General features: G+C 44.1%; 17 protein-coding genes, 4 tRNA genes and 1 other annotated feature. Of the genes, 7 read left to right on the top strand and 14 right to left on the bottom strand.

Annotation, left to right across the window (positions count from 1 at the left end; translation table 11 throughout):
* The first annotated feature begins 65 nt into the window (after positions 1-65).
* Both R8O70_RS10020 and R8O70_RS10025 read left to right on the top strand, forming a co-directional pair.
* Positions 66-968, top strand: a complete 903-nt coding sequence (locus R8O70_RS10020; RefSeq protein WP_318184182.1) for a DUF3943 domain-containing protein — start codon at positions 66-68, stop codon at positions 966-968.
* 221 nt (positions 969-1,189) lie between these two features.
* Positions 1,190-1,702, top strand: coding sequence for a glycine cleavage system protein R (locus tag R8O70_RS10025; RefSeq protein WP_005376814.1), 513 nt, complete (start codon positions 1,190-1,192; stop codon positions 1,700-1,702).
* 77 nt (positions 1,703-1,779) lie between these two features.
* On the opposite strand, the gene nspC is transcribed toward R8O70_RS10025, so the two are convergent.
* The 10 genes from nspC to uvrY all read right to left on the bottom strand — a co-directional run bounded on the left by nspC (position 1,780) and on the right by uvrY (position 12,039).
* On the bottom strand, positions 1,780-2,913 hold the full coding sequence (gene nspC / locus R8O70_RS10030) for a carboxynorspermidine decarboxylase (protein WP_054577687.1): 1,134 nt from the start codon (positions 2,911-2,913) through the stop codon (positions 1,780-1,782).
* A 103-nt stretch (positions 2,914-3,016) separates the two neighbouring features.
* The gene (locus tag R8O70_RS10035) at positions 3,017-4,261 is read right to left on the bottom strand and encodes a carboxynorspermidine synthase (RefSeq protein ID WP_132936799.1); all 1,245 of its coding nucleotides are present in this window, start codon (positions 4,259-4,261) and stop codon (positions 3,017-3,019) included.
* A gap of 18 nt (positions 4,262-4,279) precedes the next feature.
* Positions 4,280-7,156, bottom strand: coding sequence for a pyridoxal phosphate-dependent class III aminotransferase (locus R8O70_RS10040; protein ID WP_318184166.1), 2,877 nt, complete (start codon positions 7,154-7,156; stop codon positions 4,280-4,282).
* 897 nt (positions 7,157-8,053) lie between these two features.
* Positions 8,054-8,129 (bottom strand) — tRNA-Gly (locus R8O70_RS10045).
* Between the two features lie 13 nt (positions 8,130-8,142).
* Positions 8,143-8,229: transfer RNA gene (locus tag R8O70_RS10050), tRNA-Leu, on the bottom strand.
* Positions 8,230-8,307: 78 nt separating this feature from the next.
* A tRNA-Gly gene (locus R8O70_RS10055) sits at positions 8,308-8,383 on the bottom strand.
* A gap of 37 nt (positions 8,384-8,420) precedes the next feature.
* Positions 8,421-8,494: transfer RNA gene (locus R8O70_RS10060), tRNA-Cys, on the bottom strand.
* A gap of 462 nt (positions 8,495-8,956) precedes the next feature.
* Positions 8,957-9,514: a CDP-diacylglycerol--glycerol-3-phosphate 3-phosphatidyltransferase gene (gene pgsA / locus R8O70_RS10065; protein ID WP_005394805.1), complete on the bottom strand. Its 558-nt coding sequence runs from the start codon at positions 9,512-9,514 to the stop codon at positions 8,957-8,959.
* Between the two features lie 46 nt (positions 9,515-9,560).
* Positions 9,561-11,393, bottom strand: a complete 1,833-nt coding sequence (gene uvrC, locus R8O70_RS10070) for an excinuclease ABC subunit UvrC (RefSeq protein ID WP_082240156.1) — start codon at positions 11,391-11,393, stop codon at positions 9,561-9,563.
* 1 nt (position 11,394) lies between these two features.
* Positions 11,395-12,039 (bottom strand): UvrY/SirA/GacA family response regulator transcription factor, encoded by a 645-nt coding sequence (gene uvrY / locus R8O70_RS10075; protein ID WP_005386783.1) that lies wholly within the window; start codon positions 12,037-12,039, stop codon positions 11,395-11,397.
* A 427-nt stretch (positions 12,040-12,466) separates the two neighbouring features.
* On the opposite strand from uvrY, the gene R8O70_RS10080 reads away from it, so the two are divergent.
* Positions 12,467-14,830 carry a DNA polymerase II gene (locus R8O70_RS10080; RefSeq protein WP_258624374.1) on the top strand — a complete coding sequence of 788 codons (2,364 nt, stop codon included), beginning with the start codon at positions 12,467-12,469 and terminating at the stop codon, positions 14,828-14,830.
* On the opposite strand, the gene R8O70_RS10085 is transcribed toward R8O70_RS10080, so the two are convergent.
* A complete protein-coding gene (locus tag R8O70_RS10085; RefSeq protein ID WP_053306582.1) occupies positions 14,827-15,594 on the bottom strand; it encodes a nucleotidyltransferase in 768 nt (255 codons plus the stop codon). The genes R8O70_RS10080 and R8O70_RS10085 overlap by 4 nt on opposite strands.
* Positions 15,595-15,788: 194 nt before the next feature.
* On the opposite strand from R8O70_RS10085, the gene yeiP reads away from it, so the two are divergent.
* Both yeiP and R8O70_RS10095 read left to right on the top strand, forming a co-directional pair.
* Positions 15,789-16,355, top strand: coding sequence for an elongation factor P-like protein YeiP (yeiP, locus tag R8O70_RS10090; RefSeq protein ID WP_005376801.1), 567 nt, complete (start codon positions 15,789-15,791; stop codon positions 16,353-16,355).
* Between the two features lie 2 nt (positions 16,356-16,357).
* Positions 16,358-16,678: an HI1450 family dsDNA-mimic protein gene (locus R8O70_RS10095; protein WP_074191537.1), complete on the top strand. Its 321-nt coding sequence runs from the start codon at positions 16,358-16,360 to the stop codon at positions 16,676-16,678.
* 187 nt (positions 16,679-16,865) lie between these two features.
* On the opposite strand, the gene rluB is transcribed toward R8O70_RS10095, so the two are convergent.
* On the bottom strand, positions 16,866-17,804 hold the full coding sequence (rluB, locus tag R8O70_RS10100) for a 23S rRNA pseudouridine(2605) synthase RluB (RefSeq protein ID WP_005376798.1): 939 nt from the start codon (positions 17,802-17,804) through the stop codon (positions 16,866-16,868).
* Positions 17,805-18,369: 565 nt separating this feature from the next.
* Here rluB and R8O70_RS10105 point away from each other — a divergent pair.
* The gene (locus R8O70_RS10105) at positions 18,370-19,080 is read left to right on the top strand and encodes a calcium-binding protein (RefSeq protein ID WP_005376796.1); all 711 of its coding nucleotides are present in this window, start codon (positions 18,370-18,372) and stop codon (positions 19,078-19,080) included.
* Positions 19,081-19,173: 93 nt separating this feature from the next.
* Here R8O70_RS10105 and R8O70_RS10110 read toward each other — a convergent pair whose 3' ends face one another.
* Together R8O70_RS10110 and rnm are read right to left on the bottom strand one after the other, a co-directional pair.
* Complete coding sequence (locus R8O70_RS10110) at positions 19,174-19,794, bottom strand: L-threonylcarbamoyladenylate synthase (RefSeq protein ID WP_318184167.1); 621 nt, start codon at positions 19,792-19,794, stop codon at positions 19,174-19,176.
* 59 nt (positions 19,795-19,853) lie between these two features.
* Positions 19,854-20,711: an RNase RNM gene (gene rnm / locus R8O70_RS10115; RefSeq protein ID WP_005386777.1), complete on the bottom strand. Its 858-nt coding sequence runs from the start codon at positions 20,709-20,711 to the stop codon at positions 19,854-19,856.
* 95 nt (positions 20,712-20,806) lie between these two features.
* Between rnm and R8O70_RS10120 the strand changes: the two genes are divergently transcribed.
* Positions 20,807-20,932 (top strand): trp operon leader peptide, encoded by a 126-nt coding sequence (locus tag R8O70_RS10120; protein ID WP_005376787.1) that lies wholly within the window; start codon positions 20,807-20,809, stop codon positions 20,930-20,932.
* Positions 20,879-20,982: a sequence feature (Trp leader region), on the top strand. Its footprint overlaps the gene before it by 54 nt.
* Positions 20,983-21,001: the final 19 nt, after the last annotated feature.

The raw sequence follows: 21,001 nt of genomic DNA on the forward strand, positions 1-21,001 counted from the left end.
TTGAGGGATAATTACGAGCCCGAACATACACCATTAACTCGGAGACCTTTGTGTCAAAATCATCCATGTTCAAGACGACTCTAACAGGCCTTTGCTTGGCTTCGTCAGCGCTTGCGCACGCAAGTCACTATGACCTAAGCCGTCATACAGAGTTTTCTTACACACCTGATTGTTTGTCAGGTTACTGCGAAACGACGACTCTGTACACCTTCGAGGCTCAAAATCGCGGTGTTATGTATGAACAGAATAATGATGATTCGCTAAACCTTGACGCAGGGCTTCAGCCTAAACATCTCATCATCCCTCAAGATAAAGACTGGGATTATCTGATGGGTCAAACCTACACCATTCTAGGTCTCAGTATCGCGACCGTAGGCATGATGACTTTTCTTCCAGAAAGTATCACCAAATGGGACGAAGAAGACCGGGACATGAGTAAGTTGGGGCAAAAGTGGAAAGATAATGTCTCTGACGGCCCCGTTTGGGATCGCGATGAACATGTCCTCAACTACATCATGCACCCATATTTTGGCGGCGTTTACTACACGGCAGCACGTCACGCTGGCTATAATGAATTTCAGTCGTTTTTGTACTCCGCAACTATGTCGACGTTCTTTTGGGAGTATGGCGTAGAGGCGTTCGCAGAAGTACCATCTTGGCAGGATATTTTTATCACACCGTTCTTTGGTGCTGTTGTTGGTGAAATGATGTTAACGGCTGAGCAAAACATTATTGCCAACGGTGGCGAAGTTATGGGCTCTGAAACCGCAGGTGATGTTTCGCTCTTCTTCTTAAACCCTGTTGGACATATTCATTATTGGGTAACTGATGCATGGGGCGGTAGTGCAGAACTACAATTCAATTCATCACCTTGGTTTGGAAACCAAGATATTGCAAAATTCGCCATGGACGCAGGCGCAAACTACGACAGTCAATTTTATGGTGTCGAGTTAAAAGTAACCTTCTAATCCTAAGTTGATACTCGGTAAAAAGCAGCCTTACGATGGCTGCTTTTTTGTGCTCTGAACATTGTTTTAATTATTTCCATCACGAATTAGTGTTAAAAATTGACTTTCATCAAACATTACCCGTCCTTAGCACCTACACTAAATAAAAGGATTTATTCCAATAACTTAAGTAGCACGTTTATTCGTACTGCGTCCAAACCTTGATTCCAGGAGGGGACATTATGAACACCGTATTTATTGTTAATTTTGTCGGACAAGCGTCACCCGCCACGATTAAAGAGCTCGCTGCAATCACACACGAAAACGGCGGGAAATGGCTGATCAGCAAAGTAAACTTTATCGAAGACCAAGTTGCAGGTGTCATCAAAGTAGAGCTTCCAAGAGAAAATGCCGACATCGTTAAACAGGCGTTCTCTTCTTGTCAGACTCTTGTTGTTAGGTTCGTCGACTCTGAGCCTCATTCATATCGTGAAGACACTATCTTCCAACTTCGTTTAGATGCCAACGATAGAGCGGGTATTGTGAATGAAATTACTCACGTTCTCGATAATCAAGGTATCTCAATTTTAGATATGGATTGTCAGCGTGTATTCATTGCTGGAGGCGGAGGGGTAAGCTCTAGCTTATTCAGCGCTAAAATGGCGATAAAACTGCCTAGCGAGCTAGAAATTGAAGACATAGCCAATGAGTTAGAATCTCTGAGTGAAGACACTCGTGTGATTGTGGAGAGTTAATCACGTACTGTTATCGTTTCCCCAATAAAAAGAGCAGCGATTAAGCTGCTCTTTTGGTGCTTATGGCGCGATACGTCTTATTTCACTGACCACTGAGATAGTGAACGTTTGAAATCAGAGTAGTCAAATTCATTCAGTTTTTGAATGTCACCATTCGAGCGTTCACAGTAGACCGACGGCATACGTAGACCGTTAAACCAGTTCAATTTCACCATGGTGTAACCCGCACTATCAAGAATATGCAGACGTTGTCCAATTTCTAGCGGCTGTTCAAAGTTCGCCACGCAGAACTGGTCACCCGCAAGGCATGAACACGAGCCGATCACATACTCATGTTCACCATTTTCAGACGCTTCTAGAATCGATGCAGGCTCGTCGTAAATCAACGTATCAAGACGGTGTGCTTCTGTTGCTGAATCCACAATCGCGGTTTTCTTTACGTTCTCAACGATATCAACCACAGTGACCACTAGGTCAGTCGTCTTGGTAATGATCGCTTCGCCCGGTTCTAGGTACATTTGCACGCCGTGTTTTTCAGCAAACGCTTTCAGCGCTAGGCCAAGCTTTTCGATGTCATAACCCGGCCATGTGAAGAATACCCCGCCGCCCATGCTCACCCAGTCCAGCTTATCTAGGTACTCGCCAAACTGATCTGAAATAGCATCGAGTAAGCCGATAAACGCATCCACGTCTTTGTTCTCACAGTTCATGTGGAACATTACGCCATCAATACCATCAAAAATTTCCGGTTTGATGTGATCAGCCTGAACCCCAAGACGAGAGAATTGACGCGCTGGGTTTGCTAAGTCTTGCCCTGCATAGCTCACACCTGGGTTTAGGCGCAAGCCAATCGATGCTTTACCTTCGACAATATGACGATAAGCCGCTAGCTGTGACTGAGAGTTAAAGATCATCTTGTCACAGATGTCCGCCACATCGCGAACGTCATCTTCGCTGTAACCCACACTGTATGCGTGTGTCTCACCACCGAACGTTTCGTAGCCAAGCTTCACTTCAAACGGGCCAGAACTTGTTGTTCCGTCTAGGTAAGGCTTGATGATGTCGAATACACCCCATGTTGAGAAGCACTTCAGTGCTAATACAAGCTTCACACCAGAGATGTCTTTTAGCTGTTTTGCTTTCTCTAGGTTCTCAATCAGCTTGTCTTCATTGATCATGAAGTATGGCGTTTTTAGTTCGTTTTGTTGCATTTTGATACCTTACGTCCCTTCGCCTTAGCAAAGACACTATAAAATCGAACAAAGCCGACGCAAGTGCATCGGCTTAAACGTACAAATAAGAGTCGCTAAATTCTTACTTCAATTTATGGATAACAGGTTGTCCTGGCTCCAGTTCTTGAACATGCCAATCTAGACCAATAGATGGCATGGTTTCTAGGAATGGGTCTGGATCTAGCTGCTCCATGTTGAACACGCCTTTGTCTGCCCATTTGCCACGGAAGAACTGCAAAGCCGCAGTGATCGCTGGTACGCCAGTGGTGTATGAGATAGCTTGGTGTTCAACATCTTCGTATGCGACTTCGTGATCAGCGTTGTTGTAAATAAATACACTGCGCTCTTTACCATCTTTCTTACCTTGAACCCAAGTACCGATACACGTTAGGCCAGTGTAGCCTGGCGCGAGTGATGTTGGATCTGGTAGTAGTGCTTTTAGCACGTGCAAAGGTTGAACAACCGTACCGTCGTGAAGCGTTAGTGGATCTGGGCTGAGTAGGCCGATGTCGCGCATCACATTGAAGTAGTTTAGGTAACGGTCACCAAAGCCCATCCAGAATTCGATGCGTTTCGCCGGGATGAACTCTTGCATAGATCGAACTTCGTCATGCGCCATTGAGTACACTTTGTGTGAACCACAATTCGGGAATTCAAACTCAAGCATACGTGAGTGACAAGGTACTTGTTTCCACTCGCCGCTTTCCCAGTAGAACGAATCGCCTTGAATCTCAAGCATGTTCGTTTCTGGATCAAAGTTAGTTGCGAACTTCTTACCGTGGTCGCCTGCGTTTACATCCATTACGTCGATAGTATCGATTTCATCGAACAGATGCTTCACTGCGTATGCGGCAAACACCGATACTACGCCCGGATCGAAACCAGCACCAAGAATACCTGTAATGCCCGCTTCTTCAAACTTCTCACGGTAACCCCACTGCCAATCGTAAGCTTGAGGTACTTGTTGGCCTTCAGAGCACAAATCAACCGCAACAGATGTATCAAGGTATGACACTTTAGCTTGGTAACATGCTTCCATAATAGACATGTTCACCCAAGGAGGACCTGCGTTGATCACTAAGTCAGGTTGTACTTCTTTAATTAAAGCAACTAAAGAATCTACGTCGTCCGCGTTTACCGCTCGCGCTTCTAATTTCTTAGTTGAATCTTTCAGATTGTTTTTCTTCTGAATCGATTCGATGATTTTCTCACACTTACCTACGGTACGTGATGCGATTGTGATATCACCCAGAACGTCGTTGTTTTGTGCTGCTTTATGTGCAACTACCCAGCCAACGCCGCCTGCACCAATCTGTAGAATTGCCATAGTTTTCCGTTACCTTTGTTAAACTAGCTCTGCCGCTAGCGTATTGATTTTTGAGAGCAAAGATTCAAAGTCCGCCGTCGTCAGACACGGGTTCAAAATCGTAAATTTCAATGCAGTTTTATCGTCGACAATGGTTTCACCCAATACCGCGATACCGCGTGTTAACGCTTCTAAGCGCAACGTTTTGTTCAGTTCATCAAGATCCGCTGATTCATGTGTCGCGCGGAACAGAACCGTAGATAGTGATGGTTCAGCCAACAACTCAAAGTGTTTGTTATCTCGAATCATGTCCGCCACTTCAAGCGTCTGTTCAAGCAAATGATCATACATATCGCCTAGGGCTTTTGGCCCTACGCTTTGCATCGTCATAAACACTTTGAGCGCATCAAAACGCTTAGTTGTCGCAATAGACTTATCCACCAAGTTCGGTAGTTCGTCGTGTTCGCGGTTCAAGTAGTCTGCATGGTGAAGCAGGAATTTAAAGTTAGACTTGTCATTTACCAATAGCGCACCACAACTGATGGTTTGGTAAAACAGCTTATGGAAGTCTACGCTGATGGAATGTGCACGCTCACAACCTTTCAGACATGTTTTTTGGCTACTTAGAATCAGAGCTCCACCGTATGCACCGTCAACGTGCATCCACATGTCATGTTTCGCTGCGATATCGGCGATAAAGTCTAAGTCATCAATAGCACCGTGGTCCGTTGTACCCGCTGTACCAACAATGGCAAATGGGATCAAACCTTCTGCTTTGGCCTGATTGAGAACTTCGTCTAATTTAGTGACATCCATCGTTCCATCGGCATTAGCATCGACGGTCATGACCGCTTTTTCACCCAATCCCATCCAAGAGGCTGATTTTTGAACCGTGAAGTGGGATTTTTTCGAACATACAATACGTAGCTTGTCTGCGTATTCAGGAAGGCCAAGCTTTTGAATTGAGTGTGCACTGAGTTTGTCAGCAATCCAATCTCGCGCAAGCATCAAACCCATTTGGTTACTTTGCGTACCGCCGCTCGTGAAGATACCGTCCGCTTTTTCACCTAACTCATATTTATCGCATAGCCAGTTCACAACTTTCTGTTCAACATAAGTCGCTGATGAAGCTTGATCCCATGAGTCCATCGACTGGTTCAAAGCCGCAATCATTGCCTCTGCCGCAATCGCTGGCATCAACGGTGGAGTATGTAGGTGAGCAATACAATCTGGATGTTGAGTAAAAATTGCGTTTTTCGCGACCAGCTCAGCAGCATCGTCGATAACGGTTTTAAGAGGCGCATTTCCATTATCAAGATCAACGTCGTGAATCGCTGCTTCCAATGCTTTTGGATCCATACCTGAATACGGTGCAGTCACTTGTTCAAACACTGACTTCATTACCGTAGTGGTGTGATTCATCACCGAAGCAAATTCATTGCTGCCCATCTCTCCAGTGTGGATGAAATGCTTCTTCCATTCATCTTGTGGCTGAGTTTCGATGTGACTACCGCCTGCGGCTAAAATCGCGTCTTCAAATACACGTAAAGCAAAGTCGATTTGTTCAAACGAGATGATAAGAGGAGGAAGGAAACGAATTACTGCGCCTTCGCGTCCACCTTTCTCAACGATCAAGCCACGCTCAAGTGCTGCACGTTGAATAGAAAGTGTGAGTTCACTATCCGCTTGAGGTTCACCAAATTTATTGAGCTCACCGTCTGGATTTTTAATCTCCACGCCTAGCATCAAACCTTTGCCACGAACCTCTGCGATACAGTTCACACGCTTTTGAATACTTTCAAGGCCGTAGCGCAAGTACTGACCCGCAATATTGGCATGCTCAACAAGATTATCACGCTGGATAATTTCTAATGCTTTCGCACCAGAGACCATAGCTAGCTGGTTACCACGAAATGTACCTGTGTGCTCGCCCGGCTTCCATGTATCATGTTGCTTGTTGATAACCAATAGCGACATTGGTAAGCCACCACCAATTGCTTTTGATAAACACAGAATATCTGGAACAATGCCCGACTCTTCGAACGCGAAATTGTAGCCAGTTTTACCAACACCACACTGGATCTCATCGAAGATCAGTAAGATACCGTGTTCATCACAAATACGACGTAACTCTCGTAGCCAGAATGCTGGCGCAGGAACAACACCACCCTCACCTTGCACTGGCTCCACGATAATCGCGGCAGGCTTCATAATGCCTGACTCATCATCGTTTAAAAGACGATCGATATAGCGAATACTTGCTTTTGCACCTTCATCACCGCCAAGCCCAAAAGGACAACGCAGGTTGTATGGGAAAGGCATAAAGTGCACATCCGACATCAAACCAGTTCGACGAGCTTTGGTGCCTAAGTTACCCATCATCCCCATCGTACCATTAGTCATACCATGGTATGCGCCACGGAAGGCAAACATAGTGTTGCGACCGGTAGTCTGTTTCGCGAGCTTGATAGCAGCTTCAACCGCATCAGCTCCAGACGGGCCACAAAATTGGATAACGCTGTTCTCGCTTAACTCTTGAGGAAGAAAAGACTTAACAGATTGAATAAACGTCGTTTTTGCTGATGTTGCAATATCTAGCGTCTGATATGGCAGTCCTGAATCTAATTGCTCTTTCAGAGCTTGGTTTATTTCAGGATGGTTATACCCCAAAGCTAGAGTGCCAGCCCCCGCAAGGCAGTCTAGAAAGATCTGTCCACGCGTATCTTCAACCAAGCACCCAAAGGCTTGTTTAATTGCGATCGGCAAACGACGTGGATAAGAACGTACTTCAGATTCATGCTCAGCCTGATCAATCAATACTTGATCTGGCGTTAAGTCATACGTTCCCTCAACGATAGGAACCTGAGACGAAAAAATGTTTGCGATATTGCTATCGACTTCAAAGGCAGTGCTCATACTACATAATCCCTTGAATTATAATAATTCTATATCCTGTATTAATAATCATTAGAATGAAATTACAGGAGGTGTGAATACCCCTCCGCATTTGTCAGTGCATAAATGACAAATACAGATCATCCGCCACGATACTCGCGACTTTATATGTAAAAGGGATTAATCAAGGTTCTGTAATGCACCCGTTTTGTAAAACAGGACATTTCGGCAGTATGAAGCTGATTAGTGTGTGTTTATTCAAAGGTTTCAATGTTGGGTTTCCCATTAATATGCCGCGTTTACAGCATTAGTATCCCGTCTATCGACAAAAGGCTTTGCCGATACCTACCCTACGCAGTGTCACAATCAGCTTGAATGGTCACTACGCGTATCCCCCAGAGATCAAACGTTGTTAATTACGCTCCGAGATTGCGCGCGAATTTATCACAAAATAAAATCTTCTGGCAACGATTTTTCATATTAGTAACAGTGATGTAAATCACAACAAAACATACCCCATCGAAACTCGCATGTTCATATTCATGAGCTAAGCTTTTCTGCTTCTCTCAAACAGCTGTTATTTAAACAAATATTCTTGAGATATCATCACCTCATCTAACAGAGGTTTAAGGTTGTGCTGCTTAATCGTAAAACATTCCTTTCTATATCCGGAACATTTAAAAAGATAGCATTCTCGTCACAGCTTTGCCTGGAGTAAGAGTGGTTATTCCCCACAAGTGATGGTTTAAACATAGACTAGTAGGAATAGCTAAGATGTTTTGCAATGGCAGAATTAACAATCACTTGAGTCAATGAGACAAAGGGTTCGTTACTTAACGAAGTCTGTGACAGAAAAGAAGTTTGAGATTTTCAAAAAATACGAAAAAGGCCTAACATTTTCATGTTAGGCCTTAAATCTGGAGCGACACACGAGGTTCGAACTCGTGACCTCAACCTTGGCAAGGTTGCGCTCTACCAACTGAGCTAGTGTCGCATTTAATATGAGATGGTGCCCCGGGCCGGACTTGAACCGGCACAACGCGAACGTCGAGGGATTTTAAATCCCTTGTGTCTACCAATTCCACCACCAGGGCACACAAATATTCTTTGTGATGCCTTTACAGAAAAGTAAAACACCATCTGATACCGCTAAATGCCATATCAATAAAATTTGGAGCGACACACGAGGTTCGAACTCGTGACCTCAACCTTGGCAAGGTTGCGCTCTACCAACTGAGCTAGTGTCGCATTTTTTCTCGAAAGCCATTCGCTCTCAAAAGAATAATGGAGGCGCCTCCCGGAGTCGAACCGAGGTCCACGGATTTGCAATCCGCTGCATAGCCACTCTGCCAAGGCGCCTCATTTGTGAATAAAGCTAAGCTTTTTCACCACCCTTTCGAGCCGTGCTCTCTTGGGTACGGGATGCATTCTACGGATTCGAGCGATCGAGTCAACACTATTTTTATTTTTTTAAATCGTTTGACTAGAATTTGTGCGAAAGACGATAGATTGCTTAGTTTTAATACTAAAAATCGCTTAAATACACTTGTTTATCATAAAACTTTGGCTACGCCTTACACTGCTGGCCGTGCGTTGCGTGCATTGAAGTATTAATAATCAGAAGACTCGCCTCTCTAAGACTCTCCAAGGACAAAAACAAGACTTAGATCACAAATGGAACTCTATCGAAGCAAAAGCCCCAGATACAAATTGCAAGCATGGCCGTTAACAAGCATTGAAAAGCGAGAGAAGCAAAAAATGCTGTAGATTGCCTTAGATACAAAAAAGCAGGCTACTAAGCCTGCTTTCTAACATCAGAATTTAATGGTGCTCTTCATTCAACAGATCGTCTTTCGCAGCAGCTAAATATTGAATCATTGACCAATATGTCAAGAAAGTTGCCACATACAAGGCCGCAAAGCCTAGCCAAACCATCCATTCATCGTAACGCCATATCAACACCCATAAGGCGAACATTTGCGAAACAGTTTTTACTTTGCCAACCCAAGATACCGCAACACTCGCTCGCTTACCGATTTCAGCCATCCATTCTCGCAATGCTGAGATAATGATTTCTCGCGCAATCATCGTTACCGCAGGAATGGTCACCCAAATTGAATGATAATGTTCCGTGATTAGAATCAATGCCGTTGCCACTAGCACTTTATCAGCGACAGGATCAATAAACGCGCCAAAACGAGAAGTTTGGCCAAGTTTACGGGCCAACATGCCGTCAAGCCAGTCAGTAAAACCCGCTACCCAAAACACCATTGCTGCTGCAAACGGTGCCCATGAATAAGGTAGATAAAAGACAACCACAAAAACAGGGATTAGGAACAGTCTAAGAAGAGACAGAATGTTCGGGATATTCAAACGCATTTTATTATTCTCTTACACATTGCGGCTTAATGTTGCGCGATTTTCCTTATTGTTTCAATGCTTGGAAAATAATTTCTGCTAAAGAGTGACTTATTCCCGGTACTTTGGCGATTTCTTCGACACTTGCACGTTTAAGTTCTTGTAACCCACCCATGTACTTGAGTAACGCCTGACGTCGTTTAGGGCCGATTCCCTCAATCCCTTCGAGTGCACTCGTACGTCTGGTTTTACCTCGCTTAGCACGGTGCCCCGCTATAGCATGGTTATGGCTTTCATCACGAATATGTTGGATAAGGTGCAGCGCAGGAGCATCGCTTGGTAAATGAAACTCCTCCCCATCGACTGTAATCAGCGTTTCTAAACCTGGTTTGCGAGTAACGCCTTTTGCAATACCAATCATGATAGGACGCTTTGGCCAATCCCCCCAGTACTGCGAAATGATGTCATGCGCACGATTTAACTGACCTTTACCGCCATCGATAAAGATGATGTCGGGAATTTTCTCTACGTCCAATTGCTTCGAATAACGGCGCTCCAACGCTTGTCCCATTGCTGCGTAATCATCACCACCGGTAATCCCAGTAATGTTGTAGCGACGATACTCTTGCTTTACGGGGCCTTCGTTGTTGAACACAACACATGACGCAATCGTGCTTTCCCCCATCGTATGAGAGATATCAAAACATTCCATTCGAGCTATAGACTCCAAATTCAATGTTTCGCGAAGCGCATGAAAACGTTGATTAATCGTCATTTTGTGATTGATTTTGGTGGTAATCGCCGTTAGTGCATTCGTGTTCGAAAGCTTGAGATACCTTGCTCGAGAGCCAGTTGGCGACGTATGAAAATGAACCTTACGGCCTGCCACTTCACTTAACGCTTTCTGTATTGGCGCAATATCTTCTGCCAACTCTTGATTCAAAATAATACGAGAAGGAATTGTACGTGCTTCGTTATGGCTCAAATAGTATTGAGTCAGAAAACTATCGAACACTTCCTGCTGGCTTGTATTTTGTGGGATTTTCGGAAAATGGCTACGGCTACCAAGCACTTTGCCTTGGCGTATCATCAGGATATGGATACACGCGATACCATTCTCCTGAGCAAACCCGAGTACATCCATATCATCCATGCTGTCTTCTGAGACGTACTGCTGCTCTTGAACACGCCTAATCGCTTGGATTTGATCGCGAAATTTAGCGGCATCTTCAAAGCGCAATTGCTGACTGGCAACTTCCATTTTCTCGATCAGTTGTTTGAGTACTTGCTGATCTTTGCCTTGCAAAAACATGCGCACAAAGCCAACCAACTCTGCATATTCTTCATCAGAAATGATGGTATTAACGCATGGTCCTGCACAACGACCAATTTGGTACATCAAACATGGGCGCGTTCGGTTGGAATAGACAGTGTCTTCACACTGGCGCACAGGAAATATCTTTTGCAGCAAATGCAATGTTTCTCTTACTGCACCAGAATCTGGGTAGGGGCCAAAATATTCACCTTTGCGCTTCTTGGCGCCACGGTGGATAGAAAGCCGTGGGTGCTTATGACCGCTAATAAAGATATAAGGGTAAGACTTATCATCTCGCAGCAACACATTGTATTTCGGCAAATACTGCTTGATGTAGTTATGCTCTAAGATCAGCGCTTCTGTCTCAGTGTGAGTCACCGTGACGTCTATTTTGGCGATATTACTGACAAGCGCGCGAGTTTTCTCACTGTCTACTTTTTTCCGAAAGTAGCTTGAAAGGCGCTTTTTAAGGTCTTTGGCTTTACCTACGTAGATTACAACAGCTTCGGCGTTGTACATTCTGTAAACGCCGGGCTGATGAGTTACTGTCTTGAGAAAGGAAGCCGAATCGAAAGGAGGATTCACGCTAAAGGGTCTCGGTGTCCAGCATTCCGTGGCGAATCGCTAAGTGCGTTAACTCAACGTCACCATTAATGTCCAATTTACTAAAGAGTCGGTAGCGATAGCTGTTGACTGTCTTTGGACTTAAATTAAGTTGCTCAGAAATATCCGTTACCTTTTGGCCTTTGGTGATCATAAGCATGATCTGCAATTCACGTTCGGATAAGTCTTTAAAAGGGTTCTCAGAGGCTGGAGAAAATTGACTCAATGCCATCTGCTGCGCAATCTCTGGTGAGATGTAACGCTGACCACTATTAACTACACGAATCGCATTCACCATTTCGTCAGGGCCAGCACCTTTGGTTAAATAACCAGACGCACCTGCCTGCATCACCTTGGTTGGAAACGGGTTTTCTGTATGAACGGTAAGTACGATGATTTTCACATCAGGATTCACGCGAAGAATTTTTTTAGTGGCTTCCAAGCCGCCAATTCCTGGCATGTTCATGTCCATTAAAACGACGTCAGCATGATTACTGCGACACCATTTTACTGCATCTTCACCGCTGTCAGCTTCTCCTGCTACGTTCATTCCACGGACGTCTTCAATAATACGTCGTATCCCTGTGCGAACCAGCTCGTGATCATCTACAAGGAAAACATTTATCAAACTTGTATCTCCACACTTTGTATTGGTTCTGCACCCACATAACCATTATTTGTTAAATGTGGATATCAGTATGACTGCCTATATACTAACGTAATCGACAAAAAATTGCTTTCTATGAATATGTGCTGAAACGCAAACTTTAGCAAGAACTTATTCATAAACCACTCTATTATTTTAGAGCGTGATGAGCAGAACCGAAATCTAAGAAAAGACAATTAACAACATTAAGTACAATAAATCAAGTAACTAGGTTTCATATTGCCCAGAGAAACACGCTATAACTTAAAATGACACTGTCCCTCTTGCACCAAAGACTAACTTGTAATCACTAATTCCAGCAAAAATTTGAGACGCTTTCTTTACTGGTTATTTTCACAGTTCTTAGTGTTAAACTAACGTTCTTCAAGTTTTCTAAGGTTTCTCACATTTGAATATTCAACAAGGCTTCCTGCTAACTCGACAGGCACGAGACATCAAAGGTCAAACTCAAATCGAGCTGTGGCTTTCGACAGAAGCAGGTCCTACTCAGTTACTTATTAATGGTGAGAAGCCAGTATTTTTCATCGCTCAGAAACACTCAGAGCAAGCAAAGACACTCGCACGAGAAAAAAACATATTCGTCGACATCCGCCTTTTGGATCTCAAAACGTTTGAACATACGCCTCTTGCTGCCTGCTATACCAATGTAACCAGAGACGCTCTCGCACTCAAAGACACATTCGCTCAAAAAGATATCACTACGTATGAAAGTGATATTCGCCTCGCCGATCGCTACCTAATGGAGCGTTTTATCAAAGGCAGTATCGAGTTTACAGGCAATGTGACTCACACCAATGGCTACCAACGCGTCCAGAGCGCAAAATGCCGTGCGGGGCAATATGAGCCGAAGTTAAACGTTGTCTCGTTAGATCTAGAATGCTCTGAGAAAGGCATTCTTTACTCAATCGGATTAGACAGCGTCATGGATTCCCGCGTTATCATGATCGGAGAACCAGAACCTTCGGAGACACCGATACAATGGGTCCAGGATGAAAAGGCGCTTCTAGAAGCACTCATCGATTGGTTTAAAAAATTCGACCCCGATGTCATTGTCGGTTGGAATGTCATTGATTTTGACTTTCGTCTGCTACACAAACGAGCAGAATGGCACAACATGAAGCTAATGCTTGGCAGAGCAGACCAAGCCAGCTTTTTTAGAAGTTCATCTCAAAGCCAACAAGGGTTTATCTCCATTCCCGGGCGAGTTGTGATGGATGGTATCGATACGCTAAAAACGGCGACTTACCACTTTCGGTCTTGGTCATTAGAGTCTGTATCTCAAGAACTCTTGGGGGAAGGTAAAGAAATCCACAACGTGCATGACCGCATGGATGAGATCAATCGTATGTACCGCTCCGACAAACCATCGCTGGCTAAATATAATTTACAAGACTGCGTGTTAGTGAATAAGATTTTCAATCACACTCACCTGCTTGACTTTGCAATAGAGCGCTCTCGTCTCACTGGTGTCGAACTGGATCGTGTCGGCGGTTCGGTTGCAGCATTCACAAACCTATACATGCCTCAGATACACCGAGCAGGCTACGTTGCTCCGAACCTACACCCTGAAAATTGGATTGCCAGCCCCGGAGGTTACGTGATGGATTCCATCCCTAACCTATATGATTCTGTTTTAGTATTGGATTTTAAGAGTCTATATCCATCGATTATTCGCTCTTTCTTGATTGATCCTATGGGTTTGGTTGAGGGGCTATTACTCGATATTGGAAAAGAAGATAATGAGGCTGTTCCTGGCTTTCGCGGTGGGCAGTTCCATCGTACGAAACACTTTTTACCAGAAATGATTGAAAAGCTTTGGGCAGCACGTGATGTTGCAAAGAAGAACAATGAAAAAGCTTTTTCTCAGGCAATCAAAATCATCATGAACTCCTTTTATGGCGTACTGGGCTCATCGGGATGTCGTTTCTTTGATACTCGGTTAGCTTCTAGTATTACCATGCGCGGACATGAAATCATGAAGCAAACTAAGGTGCTGATTGAGGAGCAAGGATATCAAGTGATTTACGGCGATACGGATTCCACATTCGTGTCGTTGAATCGACCATACAGTCAAGTAGAAGCTGACGCTGTTGGAAATCAATTAGTTGATTACATCAACTCTTGGTGGAAAGAACACCTGCGTTCTGAGTACAACCTAACATCTATGTTGGAAATCGAGTATGAAACCCATTATCGCAGATTCCTTATGCCAACGATTCGTGGCGCAGAAACTGGCTCGAAAAAGCGCTATGCGGGTTTAATCGGTGAAGGAGAGCAAGAAAGGATTGTATTTAAAGGGTTAGAAAGTGCCCGTACTGACTGGACCTCGTTAGCACAGAAATTTCAAAATACACTCTATAGCATGATTTTCCATGGTGAAGATCCAAGCGACTATGTCCGAGAGATGGTTGAGAAAACTAACAACGGTGAATTTGATGAACAGTTGGTGTATCAAAAGCGACTGCGCAGAAAACTGCATGAGTATCAGAAGAACGTCCCGCCACAAGTGCGTGCAGCTCGTTTAGCGGATGAGATAAATGCCAAGCTTGGCCGCCCATTACAGTATCAAAACAAAGGACGAATTGAATACATTATTACCGTGAACGGTCCTGAACCTTATGAGTACCTCAATAGCCCGATTGATTATCAACATTACATTGATAAACAACTCAAACCCGTTGCAGATGCGATTCTCCCTTTCATTGGGACGGATTTTGACAGGCTTTCAGCGCCACAAATGGGGTTGTTTTAGCCGATACGAAACTCTGTTTTCTGGTACTGTTTGACTAACCAATCACCAAACGCATCAATTAGCCCGATAACAGAACGCTTGGGAATACCCCGGCCAGAAAGTAAAATTTCTAGCCGCTCGATCTCAAGCTGCTTTTCAGGATGATAAGTTAAGAATACCTTGCCACATTGTATAGGGTCATCAAACCAACGTTTATCTCGATACATCACCAAAGAGTATGACGCTCTTAGTAACTTTTTAGCAATCACTCGCTGGGCGGCCACCTGCTCTTCTATCGTCTTCGCTTGTACGATTTTTTTGCGATACACCGTAATCCAATCTTCCACATCCATATTCCAGTGCTTAGCAATTTCCCAACTTGGGACGTAATCACCAAAACAGTCTGCTAGATCATCACCATAAACACAGACACAGCAATGCTTAAGCATAAAACCCCAAGTGAAAATACTGTCTAAATTAGCTACTTCGCTCACTAAGGCTGTACGGACCGATACACCATTCACGTGAGGGTAACTCTGCTGCGCACGCCACTTAATTGTGTTGAGCAAAGTCGCGCGATTGTGCTCAAAGGATGATTGAGTAACGACAACCAGGTCTAAGTTCGACCTCCCAACGATCGCTGTTTTACGAGCAACACTACCGTATACATAAACGCTGTGTAAGTTTTGCCCCAGTCCACCTTTGAGACAAGCGATGACTTCCCTAATTAAAGGCGCAAACTCTGGTTGAAATGGTTGTTTAGGATCGATAACAGGCAGAGACATGACTTAAAACGTGTTCTCAGATGGTTCAAGAAGTTGGACTATATGTTCTCTTAGCCGACTCACTGAATCAAGTCCATTCAGGTGTTTAGTCATGGGAGTAACAACAAATTTCTGCAATGAATTTTAATGCTAGGCGGCTAACTTAGCGCTATAATCACCGAGTTTTGCTTAATAAGTATGAATAGGAATATACAATGCCAAAGGCAAGTGAAATCAAAAAAGGCTTCGCAATCGAGTCTAATGGTAAAACTCTTCTAGTTAAAGACATCGAAGTAACGACTCCAGGCGGTCGTGGCGGCGCTAAAATCTACAAAATGCGTTGTACAGATCTAAACACGGGCGCACGTGTAGATGAGCGTTACAAGTCTGATGACGTTGTTGAAACGGTAGAAATGAACAAACGTGCAGTTGTGTACTCATACGCTGACGGCGATGAGCACATCTTCATGGATAACGAAGACTACTCACAATACACATTCAAGCACAATGAAGTTGAAGACGACATGCTGTTCATCAACGAAGATACACAAGGTATCCACATTATCCTTGTTAACGGTGCTGCAGTGGGTATTGAACTACCATCTTCTGTTGAGCTAGTGATTGAAGAAACTGACCCTTCAATCAAAGGTGCTTCTGCATCTGCTCGTACTAAACCAGCACGCTTCGCTTCAGGTCTTGTCATCCAGGTTCCTGAGTACATTGCAACTGGTGACCGAGTTATCATTAACACAGCTGAACGTAAATACATGAGCCGAGCATAAGCATGTCTGATTTGATTTCTTACGACGACGTCATCGACGCAGCGTACGACATTTTCCTTGAGATGGCTCCAGATAACCTAGAGCCTGCTGACGTGATTCTGTTTACTGCGCAATTTGAAGATCGTGGTGCCGCAGAACTTGTTGAAACCAGTGATGACTGGGTTGAACATGTTGGCTTCGAGATCGACAAAGAAGTGTATGCAGAGGTTCGTATCGGCCTAGTAAATGAGGAAAATGACGTTCTTGATGACGTATTTGCTCGTATGCTAATCAGCCGAGACCCTGAACATAAGTTCTGCCATATGCTTTGGAAACGCGATTAACGTTTCTTCATCATGAACAAAGATACCAGCCTAGTGCTGGTATTTTTTTATCTGTTGTTTTCGTCTAGCTGAGATATTTGTTTATACAAAGCACCCCGCTCTATATAGGCTTTAGACCCTTTTGTTATGTAACAGATAAGAAAAAGGCTTGCCGAATTGGCAAGCCTTTCTGATGTTTTGCTATCGATTAACGATGCTTGTTGCGTGCGCCTTGGTCACCAGCAGTCTTCTTCGGCTTACGACGAGAAGGGTTGTTGCTGCGGCCTTTTGGCGTGTTAACACGCTCTTCATGGCGCTTAACTGCGCGACGAATTTTTTGGCTGCGTGCACGCTCACGTTTGCGTGACGTGTTGTCTTTGTTCAGATCAAGCATGGTTTCTTTCTCTGGACGAAGCTCTACAAGCTCACGCAAGTAGTTTACTTCTTTCAGGTCAAGCTCCATCCAACCGCCACGAGGCAGTTTCTTGTCTAAGAAGATGTCGCCGTAACGAACACGTTTCAGACGGCTAACGGTACACTCTTGCGATTCCCATAGTCGACGAACTTCGCGGTTACGACCTTCGTTGATAACAACGTAAAACGTGTGGTTCATGCCTTCACCACCTGCGTAAACAACATCTTCAAAGCGAGCTAAACCGTCTTCCAGTTCAACACCTTTTACTAGATTACGAACTTTCTGTTCAGTTACTTCACCGAACACACGTACTAGGTATTCACGTTCAACTTGGCGGCTTGGGTGCATTAAGCGGTTCGCCAGTTCACCATCCGTTGTGAAAAGTAGAAGACCAGAAGTGTTCGCATCCAGACGACCAACTGAAATCCAACGAGAGCCACGAATTTTTGGCAGACGATCAAAAACAGTACGACGACCTTCTGGATCGTGACGAGTACACAGTTCACCCTCAGGTTTGTAGTACGCAAGTACACGACAAATCACTTCTTCTTGAATCTTTGCAGAGACAATGTGACCATCGATACGAACTACGCTGCTCTCGTCTTCAAGTCTTTCACCAAGCTTAGCGACTACACCGTTCACGCTAACGCGACCAGATTTAATTAACGATTCAATCTCACGACGAGAACCGTGACCAGCACGTGCTAATACTTTTTGTAACTTTTCGCTCATTTATCTACCTATGTGTCGTCTTCACAGACGTCTAGACCAGGATTGGTCTGTATTTTGCTATTTACCCATTTCAGTGGGATTTTTCGGTCGGACATTATACGTAACTTTCTTAGTTAATGTAAGCTAAATCGGCGCCATTCTCCACACCAAAATTCACTTCAAAAATGACCGAAATATTAGTCCTATTCTGCAACTTTTTTACTACTTAAAGCAGGCATTGCTCAACGAGAATCCCACTAATATCGGTCTTCCTGAACCACTTTAACCACGCGGTACCTGATAAAATTGTCAGGGTTACAACAATAACCACTTGGGGTGTGTTTACTGTTCGTATTGCTAGAAAGCAACGAAAAATAAGCCGTCCCTGTTTGCTGCTAAGTAATACCAATCACCGCAGACAATGAGCGCTCATAGCAAAGCAAGGTCGTGGGTAACAAGACAAAAATTGTCTTTAAGTCATTAGTTCACATCAAAAATAACACTAATGCTATCGTGTACTCTGACTCTCTAGGTTCGCTCTGCACTCTCGGCGATTGGCATAAATCAGACAAAAAGGAATAGAACAATGTCTATGCTAAATCTCGACCTAAATTGGATTTTTGGGACATCTCAAGATGACGATATGACAGGCACAAAAGGCTCTGAAACAACCGATATTTTCTTCGGCTTCTGTGGTGATGATAAGTTTGTAGGATACGGAGGTAATGATATTGTCTTCGGTGGCTGGGGAGATGATACCTTGCTTGGTGGCCGAGGTAACGACTTTGTTTCTGGCGGCTTTGGAAACGATTTCCTATCCGGCGGATTAGGAAACGACAAACTCTTTGGTGGCTGCGGCGACGACACAATTTTTGATTATTCAGGCAACAACTACTTGAGTGGTGGCTGGGGTAACGACACGCTCGTTGTTGGTGATGGTGAATCAGTACTGAGCGGTGGCTGTGGAGACGACACCTTCGTGCTTACAAACCGCCTGGCTATTGGTGTACCTGATCAGCCAGTGTCTTCCAACGATATTGATGTTAAAGCCGACATTGTCGATTTTAATATTTTCCATGACAAACTTGTCTTTGATATGGGCCGAGACACTGATAACGATGGCATTCGAGATACGTTCTTGGATTCAGCGGATGATCTGACTTTATCTTACAATGAATGTGGCTGGGCAGTATTCTCAAGTGATGAATACAATGTTGAAGTGACACTAAACGGTGTGAGCTCTGCATACATCAACTATGCAGAACAAAATGGTATCGACATTTTCGATTTCGCTTAACCTCAATCAGTTAAGTTCAATGAGATATTCGATATGATAACAAAAATAGGAGGCGCGATGCCTCCTATTTTGTTTGACGGTGGTGTGCGTCTACTATTCGAATGGTGCAGGGTCACCAGATCCCAAACGAACCACAACAGGTTCACCTTCGCTAAAGTCAATTACAGTCGTAGGTTGTTCACCTAGGTAACCGCCATTAAGAATCACATCAACCGCATGTTCTAGTTTATCGCGAATATCCTCTGGATCAGATTCTGTTACGTCACAGCCAGGTAGAATCAACGACGTAGACATCATCGGCTCACCTAATGCTTCCAACAAGTCCAAGGCAATTTGATTGTCTGGAACACGGATACCGATGGTCTTACGTTTTGCATTCATCAAACGACGCGGCACCTCTTTTGTGCCTTTGAAGATGAAGGTGTAAGGACCTGGTGTGTTATTTTTCAGCAGTCGGAATGCAGAGTTATCCACTCGCGCATAGAGAGAAAGCTCCGACAAATCACGACACAGTAAAGTAAAGTTATGCTTATCATCCAGACGACGAATCTGACAGATTCGTTCCAGTGCCTGTTTGTTCTCCAACTGACAGCCAAGTGCGTACCCTGAATCAGTAGGGTAAACCACAACGCCGCCGTTACGAATGATTGCTACTGCTTGATTAATCAAGCGAGCCTGTGGGTTTTCTGGGTGAACGTAAAAAAACTGGCTCATTGTAATTCCTCATTATCGAGCCTCTCGGCTCTATATTTTTATGGGTTCTCGACTTCGTATTACTGAGTATTATTCAACGAAGGATCTATTCCCCAATCTTTCCAAACTGGTTCGACGCCAGCAGGCAACCATAGGTTCCTTCCTAGCTCCATCCAAGGTGATGGGTAGTGAAAATCACTGCCTTGAGAGGCTAATAGTTTGTATTGTATAGCATAATCAGCCAAGTTGCGCCTTTCTTGTTGCGCTTGCTGTGGCTGTGCAACTTCCATCGCATCACCACCCGCTTCGACAAACGCTGCTAGAAGACGCTTAATCCACTTCGCTGTCAACTTATATCTACCAGGATGCGCTAATACCGCCATTCCACCAGCCGCATGGATAGCATCAACCGCATCCTTCATCGAACACCAATTCGGTGGTACATAACCTGGGTTATTACGCGTTAGGTATTTTTTAAACACCATTTGCATGGTTTTTGCATAACCATTATCTACCAACCATTTCGCGAAATGCGCTCTTGTCACTGGAGCATCACCGGCGATTTGCCTTACCTCTTCAAGCACACCTACTCGAGTTGCTTTTTGTAGTCGCTCTGCAATTAACTCAGATCGTGTTATGCGATGCTGCTTCTGCTGTTCTATGAGGGCAGATAATTGTTCATTTTCCGGATCGATATTCAGGCCGACAATATGAATGTCTTTGTTTTGCCAGACGGTCGATATCTCAATGCCATTGATGATTTTTATCGGCAAATTATTATCTTGAACGTATTGCTTAGCTAACGCCAAACCGTCAACCGTATCGTGATCAGTGATCGCCAAAACCTCGATATCAAAACTCAGCGCCCTTTCCACTAAATCTTTAGGCTCTAACCGACCGTCCGATGCAGTGGTGTGACTATGTAAATCAATTCTCATATTTTTATCGTTTTAATGCCGTTTTGGGGTTGACTTTTTACTCTCGCACTAGTTAACTAGTACATAAATACAAAGTACGTAATTTAAGGTTCACCATGTTACAAGAATTTAACCAAAACCAAAAAGCGAAAGTTGCGGTTTGTCTTAATAAGGCAAACTCATCAGATCTTGCTTGGTGGCGCACTTGGACTAGTTCTTGGTGGGCAAACGTATACTTCTAGTTTATAGAACCAAACGTTGTAAAGCCCGCTACTTAAGCGGGCTTTTTTGTTTTGTTGCTCATTTCACAT

The organism is Vibrio sp. 779(2023) (genome assembly GCF_033344285.1).
GTDB lineage: Bacteria > Pseudomonadota > Gammaproteobacteria > Enterobacterales > Vibrionaceae > Vibrio > Vibrio alginolyticus.

Bases quoted from the DNA above. Each gene is read 5' to 3' on its own strand.
- R8O70_RS10120 (WP_005376787.1), top strand. From the start codon at position 20,807: ATGTTACAAGAATTTAACCAAAACCAAAAAGCGAAAGTTGCGGTTTGT.
- rnm (WP_005386777.1), bottom strand. From the start codon at position 20,711: ATGAGAATTGATTTACATAGTCACACCACTGCATCGGACGGTCGGTTA.
- R8O70_RS10095 (WP_074191537.1), top strand. From the start codon at position 16,358: ATGTCTGATTTGATTTCTTACGACGACGTCATCGACGCAGCGTACGAC.
- R8O70_RS10035 (WP_132936799.1), bottom strand. From the start codon at position 4,261: ATGGCAATTCTACAGATTGGTGCAGGCGGCGTTGGCTGGGTAGTTGCA.
- pgsA (WP_005394805.1), bottom strand. From the start codon at position 9,514: ATGCGTTTGAATATCCCGAACATTCTGTCTCTTCTTAGACTGTTCCTA.
- R8O70_RS10110 (WP_318184167.1), bottom strand. From the start codon at position 19,794: ATGAGCCAGTTTTTTTACGTTCACCCAGAAAACCCACAGGCTCGCTTG.
- nspC (WP_054577687.1), bottom strand. From the start codon at position 2,913: ATGCAACAAAACGAACTAAAAACGCCATACTTCATGATCAATGAAGAC.
- R8O70_RS10105 (WP_005376796.1), top strand. From the start codon at position 18,370: ATGTCTATGCTAAATCTCGACCTAAATTGGATTTTTGGGACATCTCAA.
- R8O70_RS10040 (WP_318184166.1), bottom strand. From the start codon at position 7,156: ATGAGCACTGCCTTTGAAGTCGATAGCAATATCGCAAACATTTTTTCG.
- R8O70_RS10025 (WP_005376814.1), top strand. From the start codon at position 1,190: ATGAACACCGTATTTATTGTTAATTTTGTCGGACAAGCGTCACCCGCC.
- R8O70_RS10020 (WP_318184182.1), top strand. From the start codon at position 66: ATGTTCAAGACGACTCTAACAGGCCTTTGCTTGGCTTCGTCAGCGCTT.
- rluB (WP_005376798.1), bottom strand. From the start codon at position 17,804: ATGAGCGAAAAGTTACAAAAAGTATTAGCACGTGCTGGTCACGGTTCT.
- yeiP (WP_005376801.1), top strand. From the start codon at position 15,789: ATGCCAAAGGCAAGTGAAATCAAAAAAGGCTTCGCAATCGAGTCTAAT.
- R8O70_RS10085 (WP_053306582.1), bottom strand. From the start codon at position 15,594: ATGTCTCTGCCTGTTATCGATCCTAAACAACCATTTCAACCAGAGTTT.